This window comes from Streptomyces sp. NPDC107581 (genome assembly GCF_055657175.1).
The window spans coordinates 178,676-192,597 of record NZ_JBVKBH010000005.1 but is presented as its reverse complement, the minus strand read 5'-3'; the positions used below and the strand labels follow the sequence as shown (position 1 = coordinate 192,597).

At 71.8% G+C, this 13,922-nt stretch carries 10 protein-coding genes; 5 read left to right on the top strand and 5 right to left on the bottom strand.

The annotated features are described in order from the left end of the window. Positions 1-317: 317 nt before the first annotated feature. Complete coding sequence (locus ACZ7P3_RS14210) at positions 318-791, top strand: carboxymuconolactone decarboxylase family protein (RefSeq protein ID WP_472081275.1); 474 nt, start codon at positions 318-320, stop codon at positions 789-791. 189 nt (positions 792-980) lie between these two features. On the opposite strand, the gene ACZ7P3_RS14205 is transcribed toward ACZ7P3_RS14210, so the two are convergent. Beyond that, entirely contained in the window at positions 981-1,136 is a 156-nt protein-coding gene (locus ACZ7P3_RS14205; RefSeq protein WP_472081273.1) for a DUF6131 family protein, read from the bottom strand. Positions 1,137-1,605: 469 nt separating this feature from the next. Between ACZ7P3_RS14205 and ACZ7P3_RS14200 the strand changes: the two genes are divergently transcribed. After that, entirely contained in the window at positions 1,606-3,432 is a 1,827-nt protein-coding gene (locus ACZ7P3_RS14200) for an arabinofuranosidase catalytic domain-containing protein (protein WP_472081271.1), read from the top strand. Positions 3,433-3,532: 100 nt separating this feature from the next. Here ACZ7P3_RS14200 and ACZ7P3_RS14195 read toward each other — a convergent pair whose 3' ends face one another. Then, positions 3,533-4,393 carry an aquaporin gene (locus ACZ7P3_RS14195; RefSeq protein WP_472081269.1) on the bottom strand — a complete coding sequence of 287 codons (861 nt, stop codon included), beginning with the start codon at positions 4,391-4,393 and terminating at the stop codon, positions 3,533-3,535. Positions 4,394-4,599: 206 nt separating this feature from the next. Further along, entirely contained in the window at positions 4,600-5,580 is a 981-nt protein-coding gene (locus ACZ7P3_RS14190) for an NADPH:quinone reductase (protein ID WP_472081267.1), read from the bottom strand. Positions 5,581-5,806: 226 nt separating this feature from the next. On the opposite strand from ACZ7P3_RS14190, the gene ACZ7P3_RS14185 reads away from it, so the two are divergent. The 3 genes from ACZ7P3_RS14185 (at position 5,807) to ACZ7P3_RS14175 (ending at position 10,579) form a co-directional block, all read left to right on the top strand. Continuing rightward, positions 5,807-6,586 (top strand): SDR family NAD(P)-dependent oxidoreductase, encoded by a 780-nt coding sequence (locus ACZ7P3_RS14185; RefSeq protein ID WP_472081265.1) that lies wholly within the window; start codon positions 5,807-5,809, stop codon positions 6,584-6,586. 447 nt (positions 6,587-7,033) lie between these two features. Then, entirely contained in the window at positions 7,034-9,418 is a 2,385-nt protein-coding gene (locus ACZ7P3_RS14180; protein WP_472081263.1) for an ATP-binding cassette domain-containing protein, read from the top strand. 204 nt (positions 9,419-9,622) lie between these two features. Next, positions 9,623-10,579, top strand: a complete 957-nt coding sequence (locus ACZ7P3_RS14175; RefSeq protein WP_472081261.1) for a hypothetical protein — start codon at positions 9,623-9,625, stop codon at positions 10,577-10,579. A 137-nt stretch (positions 10,580-10,716) separates the two neighbouring features. Here ACZ7P3_RS14175 and ACZ7P3_RS14170 read toward each other — a convergent pair whose 3' ends face one another. Beyond that, positions 10,717-13,548 carry a type 2 lanthipeptide synthetase LanM family protein gene (locus tag ACZ7P3_RS14170; RefSeq protein WP_472081259.1) on the bottom strand — a complete coding sequence of 944 codons (2,832 nt, stop codon included), beginning with the start codon at positions 13,546-13,548 and terminating at the stop codon, positions 10,717-10,719. A gap of 125 nt (positions 13,549-13,673) precedes the next feature. Further along, entirely contained in the window at positions 13,674-13,874 is a 201-nt protein-coding gene (locus ACZ7P3_RS14165; protein ID WP_472081257.1) for a DUF6229 family protein, read from the bottom strand. Positions 13,875-13,922: the final 48 nt, after the last annotated feature.

Genomic DNA, 13,922 nt, shown 5'->3' with positions numbered 1-13,922 from the left:
GGAGGGTCGAACCCTGTGGTCAGGAGGGTCGAACCCTTTTCGCCGGGTTATATCAAGTGGGAAGTAAAGACGCGGTGCGTATCGTGGATATCGGCATCACGGATCGAATTAATTATTTCGCGCCGGAAGAGTTTAGTGAAAATTAGATGCAGGCGTGGATGCATGTCAACGGCATCGGCTGTCGCACTTGAACACCTGCGCCCGGTGTTCAACCTGCATCGCCCATGGTGACGTGCATCACACGCGTCGTGCCGTCACATCCCCGCGGGCCGTTCCGTCAGAGGGGTGTAGTCATCGACATCGACACGGGAGTCACCATGGATGCTCGTCTGAACCTCTTCGAGAACCCGGTCGCGGGGAAGTTCCTGAAGTACGTCAACTCGGCGGGCAAGCCGGTCTCGGACTCGACGCTGCCGGCCGCGACCCAGGAACTGGTCAAGCTCCGCGCCAGCCAGATCAACGGCTGCGGCTTCTGCACCGACATGCACAGCAAGGACGCCGCCCACGCCGGCGAGACCTCGGTGCGGCTGAACCTGGTCGCGGCCTGGCGGGAGGCGAAGGTGTTCACCGACGCCGAGCGGGCTGCCCTGGAGCTGACGGAGCAGGGCACTCGTATCGCCGACGCGGCCGGTGGCGTCACGGACGAGGCCTGGGCCGAGGCCGCCGAGCACTACGACGAGGACCAACTGGCGGCCCTGGTCTCCCTCATCGCTCTCATCAACGCCTACAACCGCCTGAACGTGATCGTCCGGCAGCCCGCCGGCGACTACCAGCCCGGCCAGTTCGGCTAGGTGTACTGACCTGTGAGGTTGGGGACGCGGCTGGCGGCCCGGCCGGTCCGTGTTGTGCGGGCGAACCGTCCGGCCGGGCGGGGCGGGTGGGCGAGCCGACGGTCCGGCCGGGCGTGGGCGGGTGTGAGTGGGCGCAGGGGTGAATTCCCGCCAGGTCCCGCGCCGGTCCCGACGGGGCCGCTCGCCGGATCACCAATAGTGGCGGCGGCCGGCGACTGCATGGCCCATGGAGCCCAGGATCCAGAGGATCGCGCCGACCACCAGGAGGATGACGCCGAGGGTCCACAGGATGGATATGCCGGTCAGGAAGCCGACGAGGAGCAGGATGATGCCGAGGACGATCATGACGTGCCTCCGCTGTTAGGAAGGTTTCTCCGTTCCTAGTGCCCCGAAGTGGGACATATTCTCATCCGCTGCCCTGAAATCCTCGGCCGCCTTCCGTGTGCGCTACGGCGCTCGTGAGTGACCGAAAGCAACCCTCGGGTCGGAGCGCGGTCCCCGACCGATCCCCGGCCGATCACTGCTCGGACTGTCGCCGCACTTGAACGCGGTGCCTCGCCGCAGCCCGGCGGCGTCCGCACCCAGTGACCGGACAGAAGGCGACCGAGCAGGGCGCGACACAGTCACCGAACGGGAAGGCAACCGAACAAGAGCCGACACATCCAAAACTTTAATTAAGACCGAAGCGACAAATCTTGACGCCGCCAATCATCGTCCGTAGCTTCCGCAACGCTCGGAACGATCGCAAGGGAACCCGAATTCGGCTGTCGTGCCCGCAAGTTGGAGGCGCGCCCCGCCCTTCGAGGAGCAGACGATGCGCGGAAAGAGATCAGCGGTCCTGGCCGTACTGGCGCTCGTGCTGGGCGCCCTGGTCGGCCTGGCCGGGCCGTCCGAGGCCGCCGGCTCGCAGCCGTGCGACATCTACGGCGGCGCGGGCACCCCGTGCGTCGCCGCGCACAGTACGGTGCGCGCGCTCTTCTCCTCCTACGACGGCCCCCTCTACCAGGTCACCCGGGCATCGGACGGGGCCACGGCCGACATCGGACTGCTGTCCGCCGGCGGCTATGCCGACGCCACCCGCCAGGACACGTTCTGCGGCGGCACCACGTGCAGAACCACGAAGATCTACGACCAGACCTCGCGCCACAACGACCTGACTCCGGGGCCGGCCGGCACCGCCGGCATGGGCGCCGACCGCGGGGCGGACGCCAGTGAGATCGCCGTCACCGCGGGCGGCCACAAGGTCTACGGCGTCTGGATCTCACCCGGCGTCGGCTATCGCTCCACCGGAGCGGCCTCGGGCGTCGCGGTGAACGGCCAGGCCGAGGGCGCCTACATGGTGGCCAGCGGCACCCATGCCGGCTCCGCATGCTGCTTCGACTACGGCAACGCGGAGAGCACACCGGCCGACACCGGCAACGGTCACATGGACGCGGTCAGCCTCGCCACCACGTGCTACTTCGCACCGTGCACCGGTTCGGGGCCCTGGGTGGAGGCGGATCTGGAGAACGGCATGTTCCAGGGCGGCAACGGCTCCAACACCGCCAACCGCGGCAACAACAGCCCCTACGTCACGGCGGTGCTGAAGAACAACGGCCGGACGATCTACGCCCTGAAGGGCGGCGACGCGCAGTCCGGGGGACTGACCACGTGGTGGGACGGCGGCCTTCCGACGCGCGGGGGCTACCAGCCGATGCACCAGGAGGGCGGCATCATCCTCGGCACGGGCGGCGACAACAGCAACTGGAACATGGGCACCTTCTTCGAGGGGGTGATGGTCGCCGGTTATCCGACCGACGCCGCCGAGGAGGCGGTGCAGGCGAACATCGTCTCGGTCGGGTACTCCGGTGAGACGAACGTGCCCAACGGCCCGCAGGGGACGGTCACCGGTCCGGGCGGCACATGCGTGGACGTCGCGGCCGACGACACCGGCGCCGACGGCGCCGCCGTGCAGGTGTGGGACTGCCAGTCCTATGCCGAGGACCAGCACTGGACCCACAACCCCGACGGCTCCCTCAGCACCCTGGGCCGCTGCCTGGACGTCGACGGGAACGCGACGGCGAACGGTGCGAAGGTCGAGTTGTGGGACTGCGACGGTGCGGGTGGTCAGAAGTGGGTGCAGCGGGCGGACGGTTCGCTGCTGAATCCGCAGTCCGGCCGTTGCCTGGACTCGCCCGGCGGCGCGACCGCGAACGGCACCCGGCTGCAGATCTGGGACTGCAACGGCGCCACGGCACAGAAGTTCTCGGTCGACGGCGGCGCACCGGTCGCCGGCCCCGGCGGCACCTGCGTGGACGTCGCCGCCGACGACAGCGGAGCCGACGGGTCGGCGGTGCAGTTGTGGGACTGCCAGTCCTGGGCGGTCGACCAGCACTGGTTCCACGCCGCCGACGGTTCTCTGCGTACCCTGGGCCGCTGCCTGGACGTCGACGGGAACGCGACGGCGAACGGTGCGAAGGTCGAGTTGTGGGACTGCGACGGTGCGGGTGGTCAGAAGTGGGTGCAGCAGGCGGACGGTTCGCTGCTGAATCCGCAGTCCGGCCGTTGCCTGGACTCGCCCGGCGGCGCGACCGCGAACGGCACCCGGCTGCAGATCTGGGACTGCAACGGATCGGCGGCGCAGACGTTCCGGCTGGGCTGACAGGGCTGACAGGGCTGACAGGGCTGACAGGGCTGACAGGGCTGACAGGGCGGACGGGCGCGGGGCGCCGGCCCGGACACAAGGTCCTTGTTCTCCGACGTCAGGGACCGGCCACGGCCTGTGCACCCTCCGCCTCGCCGTGCGCCGGACGCCCGTACAGCAGCGACGCGGCGCCCAGCCCGAGTGCGGCCCCGATCAACTGGGCCGCGATGAACGGGACGAGGGAGGCGGGAGCGATGCCGGCCGCGGTGTCGGTGAGCGAGCGGCCGATGGTCATCGCGGGGTTGGCGAAGGCGGTCGAGGAGGTGAACCAGTACGCGGCCCCGATGTAGGCGGCCACGGCGATCGGCGCCAGCCGGGCACGGCCGGTGCGCTCCAGGCCGAGGACCAGCAGGATCAGCCCGGCGGTGGCCACGGCCTCACCCAGCCAGAGGTGCCCGGCGGACCGGTCGTGGGTGGAGAGTCTCACCAGCGGCCTCGCGAACATGGCGTCGGCCAGGACCGCGCCGCCGATCGCCCCTGCCACCTGCGCCGGTATGTACGCGGCGACCTCACGCAGGGTCGGGCCGGGGCCGTGGCGGCGGCCGGCGTACCAGGTCGAGAGGGTGACGGCAGGGTTCAGGTGCGCGCCGGACACCGGCCCCAGCAGCGCGATCAGCACGCCCAGGCCGAAGACGGCGGCGAGCGAGCACGCCAGCAACTGCACGCCCCCGTCCCGCGACAGCTGGGTGGCCTGGATCCCCGAGCCGACGGCCACGGCCACCAGCAGCCCCGTCCCGACCGCTTCGGCGGCCACGCGGCGGGACAGGGTGCTGGTCGTACGGTGTGTGGTGCGGCCGGTGCCCAGCGGCTCCCGGGTGGCATCCGCCGGCGCACCGGCGTTCCCCGCTCCCGGGGTCAGCGGCTGCCGCACCGCCTCCGCTGCGGCGCCCGGCCCGGCGGGCGGCGCTTCGTTCGTCATGAGGGGCAGTCTCGGTGTGCCTCCGAGCCCGAGGACAGTGGAGGAACACCCCATCTTGGCCGTGTTCTCCCGTCGGTTGCACGGTGATCGGCCCGTGGCGCGGGAGTCCGCACGCCCGGCGAGCGACACCGGCGTCAGCGGGGTGGGCGCCTGCGGCATCAGCGAGGCGGGCGGCAGCAGCATCAGTGGGCCGGGCGGCTGCGCCGTCAGTGGGGGAGGACGACCAGCACTCGGCCGCGCCCGCCGGCATCGACACGGTCGTGTGCCTCGGCGATCTCCTCCAGGGGGTAGCGGCCGCCGACGCCGACAGTGAGGGCGCCGACCGCGGCCGCGGCGGTGAGATCGCGGGCGGCCTGCCGCTTCGCCGCCGCGGGGAAGTCGTCGCTGCCGAGCAGACGCAGCGTGACGTTGTTGAACAGCAGCGGCCAGAAGGGGAGTTCGGTTCGGTCCGCATGGGTGCCGTAGGCGGCGATGACGGCGTCGGGCGCGGCGACGGCGTTGTCCAGGTCGGCGTTGGCGGACAGCGAGACCTCGACGATGCGGTGGACGCCCCCGGGCGCGTACGCACGGATCGCCGCCGCCGGATCACCGCGGTCCAGGGCGACGCCGTGGGAGACGACGGCGGGGTCGACGTGCTCCAGATCGCCGCTGCGGCGGACGGTGCCGATCACGGTGGCTCCGGCCCAGCGGGCGAGCTGCGCGGCCATGGAACCGACTCCGCCGAGGACGCCGTGCACGAGAACCAGCCTGCCGTCGACCGGGCCGTCGGCGAACACCGCACGGTGGGCGGTGACACCCGGAATGCCCAGGCACGCGCCCACTTCGTCGTCGAGCCCGCCGGGCAGCGGGACCGCCTGCTCGCCGGGTACGACCGTGTACGAGGCGGCGGTGCCGAAGGGACGGTAGGACTGGGCGCCGTACACCCACACTCGCTGCCCCACCCGCCGGGTGCCGACCCCTTCCCCGACGGCGTCCACGACACCGGCGGCATCACTGTGCGGGATCACCCGGGGATACGGCATCGACGAACCGAGCCAGCCGCGCCGCTTCTTGGTGTCGCCGGGATTGACACCCGACACGGTCACACGGACGCGGACCTCACCGGGTCCGGGCTCGGGGTCGGGCAGTTCACCGACGCGCAGGACATCGGCGGCGGAGCCCTGCACGTCGTACCAGGAGGCAAGCATGGCGGAGATCTCCTTCAGTCCGAGGGACGGGCGACCTGGCGATCATCCCCCGCCGTCGCCCGTGCCGCCGTCGACGACCGCGCCGAGCTGCGCCGAGCTGCGCCGAACTGCGCCGAGCTGCGCCGTCAGGGAGCCGGCCACGCGGCCGGGCCGGCGGACGGACCCGGGGCGGTCGCGGTCGGCCCTGCACGGACCCCTCACGCACGTGCCGTCTACGCTTCGGTGCATGATCGCGCAGGCTTACCTCTCCGAACTCTTCTCGCTCGACGGCCGTGTCGCCCTGGTGACCGGCGGCAGTTCCGGCATCGGCCGCGCCATCACCGGGGCACTGGCGCGTGCCGGGGCGGGCGTGGTGGTCGTGGCACGCAAGGAGGCCGAGCTGGCGGCCACGGTCGACGAACTGGTGGCCGAGGGCTGCCGGGCCGCCTGGGTGAGCGGCGACCTGAGCACCCGTGACGGTGTGCGCGCGGCGGCCGAAGCGGCGGCCGGGGTGTTCGGTGAGCCCGACATCCTCGTGAACAGTGCCGGGGTCAACCTGAGGCCGCCGATGGGCGAGCTGGGCGAGGACGTGTGGGACACCACCATGGCGCTGAACCTGGAGGCGCCCTTCCTGCTGGGAGAGCGGTTCGGGCCCGGCATGGCCGAGCGGGGCTTCGGCCGGATCATCCACATCAGCTCCCAGCAGGCGCACCGGGCCTTTGTGCAGAGCGGCGCCTACGGAGTGTCCAAGGGGGCGCTGGAGTCGCTGGCCCGCTCCCAGGCCGAGGCGTGGTCACCCCACGGCGTCACCTGCAACACCCTCGTGCCGGGTTTCGTGATGACCCCGCTCAACGCACAGCTGTCCTCCGACCCCGAGAAGGTGGCGGCGCTCGCCGCGCGCACGATGATCGGCCGCAACGGGCTCGCCGAGGACTTCGCGGGCGCGGCCGTGTTCCTCGCCGGCCGCGCGTCCGCGTACGTCACCGGACAGTCGATCTTCGTCGACGGCGGGTTCTCCGTCCACTGAGCCGGCACCGGGAGCGCCCCTCGGCACCGCAGGCGCCGCCGTCGGCCGACCGCCGCGCCCGCACGGGTCCGGCGTAGGCCGACTGCCCCGCACGGGTCCGCCGCCGGCCGGTCGCCGTGCCCGTACAGGCCCGCCGCCGGCCGGTCGCCGTGCCCGTACCGGTCCGCCGTCGACCGACCGTCGTGCCCGTACCGGTCCGCCGTCGACCGACCGTCGTGCCCGCACCGGCGCCCCACCCGGCAACGACATACGCGAACGTCGCCAGGACCTCCTCGACCTCGACCGGACGGGCCTGTGACCCGACCGGTCAGGAATGGAGAAGCACGATCTTCGGGTCGCCAGCTAGCGTGACGCGGGACGTATGGTTCGAAGCCGGTCGGACCGAGTCAGGCGACGCCGATGGAGACCCCGACGGTCTCCGCCCGACGGATGGAGACACGAAGAGCCATGGCCACGAGGACGGACACGCAGTCGTCTGCGCAGCACGTTGCCGACAGCCACGACCTGATCCGCGTGCACGGGGCGCGCGAGAACAACCTCAAGGACGTGAGCATCGAGATCCCCAAGCGCAGGCTCACGGTGTTCACCGGCGTCTCCGGCTCGGGCAAGAGCTCCCTGGTGTTCGACACGATCGCCGCGGAGTCGCAGCGGCTGATCAACGAGACGTACAGCGCCTTCGTGCAGGGCTTCATGCCCAACCTGGCACGGCCCGAGGTCGACGTGCTCGACGGGCTGACGACCGCGATCATCGTCGACCAGCAGCGGATGGGCGCCGACCCCCGATCCACGGTCGGCACCGCCACCGACGCCAACGCCATGCTCCGCATCCTGTTCAGCCGGCTCGGAAGGCCGCACATCGGCTCGCCCCAGGCGTTCTCCTTCAACGTCGCCTCGATCAGCGGGGCGGGAGCGGTCACCGTGGAGCGTGCCGGGCAGACCGTGAAGGAGCGCCGCAGCTTCAGCATCACCGGCGGCATGTGTCCGCGCTGCGAAGGCCGCGGCTCGGTCACCGACATCGACCTCTCCCAGCTCTACGACGCCTCCAAGTCGCTCGCCGAGGGCGCCATCACCGTCCCCGGCTACACGGGGGGCGGCTGGAACTCCCGCCTCTACAGCGAGTCCGGCTTCTTCGACCCGCAGAAGCCGATCCGCAGGTTCACCAAGAAGGAGCTGCACGACTTCCTCCACCGCGAGCCGACCAGGATGAAGATCGCGGGCATCAACATGACCTACGAGGGTCTGGTCCCGCGGATCCAGAAGTCGATGCTCTCCAAGGACCGGGAGGCGATGCAGCCGCACATCCGGGAGTTCGTGGACCGGGCGGTCACCTTCACCACCTGCCCCGAGTGCGAGGGCACCCGGCTCAGCGAGGGGGCCCGGTCGTCGAAGATCAAGGGGATCAGCATCGCCGACGCCTGTGCGATGCAGATCAGCGACCTGGCCGCATGGGTCCGCGACCTCGACGAGCCGACGGTGGCGCCGCTGCTCGCCTCGCTGCGGCACACGCTCGACTCGTTCGTGGAGATCGGCCTCGGCTACCTCTCGCTCGAACGCCCCGCGGGCACGCTCTCCGGGGGCGAGGCCCAGCGCACCAAGATGATCCGCCACCTCGGCTCCTCGCTCACCGATGTCACCTACGTCTTCGACGAGCCCACCATCGGCCTGCACCCCCATGACATCCAGCGGATGAACAGTCTGCTGCTGAGGCTGCGGGACAAGGGCAACACGGTGCTCGTCGTGGAGCACAAGCCGGAGACGATCGCGATCGCCGACCACATCGTCGACCTCGGCCCCGGTGCCGGTACGGCGGGCGGCACCGTCTGCTTCGAGGGCACCGTCGAGGGCCTGCGGGCCGGCGGCACCATCACCGGCCGCCACTTCGACGACCGGGCCGCCGTCAAGGAGACGGTGCGCAAGCCCACCGGCACGCTGGAGATCCGCGGCGCGGCGACGCACAACCTGCAGGACGTCGATGTCGACATCCCGCTCGGTGTGCTGACGGTCATCACCGGCGTCGCCGGCTCCGGCAAGAGCTCGCTCGTGCACGGCTCGATCCCCGCCGGGGAAGGTGTGGTCTCGGTCGACCAGAGCCCCATCCGCGGCTCACGGCGCAGCAACCCGGCGACCTACACCGGCTTGCTCGAACCGATCCGCAAGGCGTTCGCGAAGGCCAACGGCGTGAAGCCGGCGCTGTTCAGCGCCAACTCCGAGGGCGCCTGCCCCACCTGCAACGGCGCGGGCGTCGTCTACACCGACCTGGCGATGATGGCCGGCGTCGCCACCCCCTGCGAGGAGTGCGAGGGAAAGCGGTTCCAGGCATCGGTCCTCGAGTACCACCTCGGCGGCCGGAACATCAGCGAGGTGCTCGCGATGTCGGTGGACGAGGCCGAGGAGTTCTTCGGCGCCGGCGAGGCGCGCACGCCGGCCGCGCACAGGATCCTCGAACGGCTCGCCGACGTCGGGCTCGGCTACCTCACCCTCGGCCAGCCGCTCACCACGCTCTCCGGCGGCGAGCGGCAGCGGCTCAAGCTGGCCACCCACATGGGGGACAAGGGCGGCGTCTACGTCCTGGACGAGCCGACCACCGGCCTCCACCTCGCCGACGTCGAGCAGCTGCTCGGCCTGCTGGACCGTCTCGTGGACTCCGGCAAGTCGGTCATCGTCGTCGAGCACCACCAGGCGGTCATGGCCCACGCCGACTGGATCATCGACCTCGGCCCCGGCGCCGGCCACGACGGCGGCCGGATCGTCTTCGAGGGCACCCCCGCCGACCTCGTCGCCGCCCGCTCCACCCTCACCGGCGAGCACCTCGCCGCCTACGTCGGCACCTGACCGGAACCCGCGCGGACACCCTGAAGCGGCCCCCGGAGCGGCGGGCCGCTTCCTCCGCCGGGGCGAGGGGAGCGGACGCGAAAGGGGGACGATCCGATCACGACCGTATCGCCATACGGGCGAGTAACCCCAGGTGAGACGTGTAATCCATAACGATCTTGGCTCAGGCCTTGTGTGATTCCTCGTCCCCTTTAGCCTCCGGTCATGGCATTTCTTTCAAGTCGCCGCAGAAGGTCCCGCCTCGCCCCGGAACTCGACGACCAGCAGCTGGGCAAGCTCCTGAAGTCCCTGCTGGCGACCACGCGGACGGGAACGATCGCGACGACGGATCTGTGCGTGGCACAGATCTCCCGTCTCCTGGACCAGGACCCGGGCGACTGGGACCGCCGTGCGCACCGCATGGGCGTCCTGGCGGAGTTCCTGGCCGGATCGCATCTGCCCCGCTCCTGGGCCACGCGTGAGCCGCGCAACGCGAGCGCACTCGTGCTGTACGCGTGGTCCGAGGTGGCCCGCGCCCGCTCCCAGGGAAGCCTGGACGACACGGCCGGCGCCATCGACAGCTGTCTGCGGGCCGCCGAACTCACCCCCGACGACCCCACCCCCTGGGTGGTCGTGCTGGGCGCGGCACGCCTGGAGCGCTGGGAGCAGCCGCAAATGTTCGGCGTGTGGAACGAGGTGCTCGCCCGCGACCGCTGGAACCGCGAGGCCTACCTGAACATGCTGGGCTATCTCACCCCGGAAGAAGGGGGCTCGCGCATCCAGGTGCTGGAGTTCGTGGACGCCCTGTGCGCGCGCATGCCCGCGAACATGCCCTGCGCGGCGACGGAACTCACCGCCCAGGTCTTCCAGTACCAGTCCGTCCTCGACCGGGGCGGCTTCGAAGCGCTGGTGGCGCGCAATCACTGGTCCCAGGCGATGGCCGCCCAGGCCCTCGACCGCGTGGCGCACACCTGGGTGCAGCCGGGATTCCTCCGGCACGCCAAGGCGCTTGCCGACCTCAACATCCTCGCCTACGCGCTGATGGCCGCCGACCGGCGCCACGAAGCCCGTCCCGTCTTCGAGACGCTCGGCGGCATCGCGACCGCCTGGCCCTGGCAGGCCGGCGGCGACCCGCTCACCGAGTTCGAACAGGCCCAGCGGAGAGCCGCCCCCGGCACGTGATCCGCCGGCCGGCGCACCTGCCGACCGGCCGAGTGTGTGAGCGGACCGGCCGGCCGAGCGAGCGGACCAGTCGGCCGAGCGGACCAGGGCCGAGGGGGAACAGTCGGCCGAGGGGACCAGTCGCCTGAGCGGGTCGGTCAGTCGAGGACCAGGGGATCGGGCAGGGAAGCCGAACGGTGCATGCGGAGCAAGGTGTGGACGACTCCCGACAGACCCGACATCAGGCTGGGGGAGAACGCTTCGCGGGCCAGGCCGCCGACCGGGCCGCGTTGCTCAAGGCTCGTGAGGATCTCACCGTCGAGGGCGGAAGGGTCGCCGAAATCCAGTGACGTGAGGAACTGCCAGAGGCCCAGGTCGCCGTGGCACAGTGTGTGACTCCAGCCGAAACCCTCGGCGGCACAGGCACGCGCGGCGCGCCGGGCCATGTCGAGCCGGTCGGGATCGCCGGTGCGCCGGTACAGGTCGAGCATGCCGGTCCCGATGCCCGCGCTGCCGTGGCACCAGCTGGTGAAGAAGTCCTCCTCGGCGCCGATGCGGACATCGAGCCAGTTGCCGTGTTCGGGTTGCCAGAGGGACTCCTGGTAGGCGAAGGCCAGTCCGGCAAGACGATTCCAGTCGCGCCGTTCGGCCGCGGAGCCCGCCTCGCTGAGGGCGAGCCGGGCCAGCGCCCAGCCGATACCGGTCGCGCCATGGGCGAAGCCGCCGATGCCCTCGGGATTGAGCCGGGTCGTCCAGCGGGCACCACCGGCATCGACCGTGGCGCCCCGGGCCAGCCGTCGGCCGATGTGCGCGGCGGCGCCCAGCCAGCGGTCCTGCTCGGTCGCCGCGGCCAGGTTGAGCAGCGGGACGATGCCGCCGGCCGCTCCGTTCAGCAGGTCCACCTCGATGTCGTCGTCGACCAGTGCGCCCTCGAGCAGCAGCGCCCTGTCGGCGGCCCGCGCGCGCAGCCAGTCCTCGCCGAGCACCCGGTGCAGTGCCAGCCACGTCCACACCTGTGATGCGGCGCCGCTGAACGCCCCGGCCGACGGCGTCGGCGTCCGGTCCTCGGTGCTGATCAGTACACGCAGAGCGCCCTCGAAGGTCTCTGCCGCGCCGGGCACCTCGTCCGCCCGGCCGGCCCGCACCTCGGCCACGTACTCCGCCAGGGTCAGCGCCACCCCGCCCTGCCCGGTGTAGAGGTCGGCGGGCAGCACCCTGATCGACCATCCCGCGGGAGTGAAGACGGGGCTGATCCAGGTGACCGTGCCGTCCTCGCCGCGCACCGCCCCGTCGCACAGCCGCCGCACCAGCTGCGCGGCCAGGGCGCGACGGCGCGGCTCCCGGCGGTCGGCGTGCGGATCGCGGGCGGCGGCCTGCACCCGCGCGGGCAGCGACCGCTCATTGAGGTACGCGCCCACCAGCGCGTCCTGGATCATCGACTCCTCCAGGGCGAAGTCGGCGGTGCGCCAGTCCTCGACCGTGGCGCGCACGGCGGCCGCGTCCACGGTGAACCCGAACATCGGTACGTCGCCGGCCACGAGGTCGGCGATCTCGGCGTCGATGGCCGCGCGGTCCGTCGGCGCGCCGGGCAGCACCTCGGCATTGCGCCGCAGGATGTCCCGGGCCCGCTCGACGGCCGCCGCCTCGTCGTGCAACGACGCCGGGTGCCAGAGCATCCGGCCGATGTCGACGTACGCCTGGGTCGGCCGCAGGATCCGCCGGGCCCGGGCGCCCTCGAAGCGGGACAGCAGCCGGTACGGGTCGACGCCGGGACGGCGCAGGTGCGCGGTCATCTCGCGGAAGCCGGCCAGGATCCGGTCCCAGTACGCGCTCAGCACGGGCGTGCGGCTGGGGTGGTTGCCCGCGGTGGGCATCGCCACCAGGTCGACCTGGAAGCGGGCGGCCGCGGTGCCGCCGTCCGCGATCACCGGGTTCGGGATCAGCGGCTGCTGGCCGGGCAGCGCCCCCACCCCGGAGATGTCCACCCCGCCGAGCGCGAATCCGGTGCCCCGCACCGGCAGCAGCCCCGTGCGCAGCACCGTACGGCGGATGGCCGCCGCCGCCAGGTCCACCGCGTCGCCCCGGCCGCTGGGCGGGAAGGGCGCCGGCGCGTCGAAGAGCGTCTCGGCGTCCACGATCACCGGCACCGGGCCCGCGGCGATCATGTTCTCGGCGTGCATGTCGGTGCCGCCGCACAAGCGCAGGACGGCCAGCCAGTGCCCCATGTTGCGGTAGAAGGCGGCGAGTTCGGTGTCGTCGGCGCAGTAGCGGTGGTGGACGAACTCCGCCCAGCCGTAGCCCTCGCGCGCCAGCGTCCGCGGCACCCGGATGCGCTCGTCGGGCGCGGGCGCGCCCGGGAGGTCCGCGAACACCTCGTCCAGCAGGGCGCCCAGCGCCATGTCGGCCTCCGACGGCCGGGGCTTGTACATGACGCGTGCCTCGGCGAAGTCGACCCGGCTGACGGTGAGACCGCCCCGATGGCTGTCACCCGCCCCGAACGCCACGGCACGGATCCGCCCCGCGGGCCGTCCGAGCAGCGGCCGCAGCAGCGCGCGATCCGCGGCGAGCCGTTCCGCGAAGGCGGTCGTGGCCGCCACGGACAGCCGCGCAACCGACGCTACCCGCGCGCCGACGCCCGGATAGCGGCTGCTCAGCTTGTCGAGGTAGCCCTCCTCCGCGGCCAGCTCGATGAACGCGGCCCAGGTGCGCTCCCCGGAGACGTCCCCGGCAGGCCCGGCGTCGGGTGCCGCGCCCTGCGCCATGCGCAGCGCGTGCAGTTCGATCAGGAAGAGGCGGGAGAGTTTGGCGTGCAGCGACCTGAGCAGGGCCGTGTGACCGGCCTCCAGAAGGGTCTCCCGTTCCTCCGGGTGCAGGGCGTCGACGGCGGTCAGGCGCCGGGCCAGTTCCTCCCGCCAGGGACGGGCGAGGCTCCGTACGGGCTCTGCGAACCATTCCGACCCGCTCCCGCTCTCCGGCACCGAACCGCTCACCGTTCGCCCTCCCGTTCGCCCCGCGTTCGCGCCCTGCCGGCGCCTTCGAAAGAAGCGCGGTGGAACTGCGCGAGCTGCAGTTCCACCGCGCTCAGGTCGTGCGGACATCGCCGTGCGGCAGAGGGTCAGCAGCACCAGCTGCCGTGCGAACCGCTCGGGCTGGAGCAGAAGCCGTACAGGGAGTCGCTCGGGTCGGTGAGCGCGGCCTCGGCGGCTCTGCCGCCGACATAGAGCGGCCCGGCGGGGTTGAGCCGGCCGTAGGCGCTCTCGGCGCCCGACAGCCAGGCGTCGAGCACTGCGGTGGTGGAAACACTGGGCTGAGACACAGTTGCCTCCGAAGGCGGGAGTTTGGGGCGGATTGCCCAGCCCTGAGT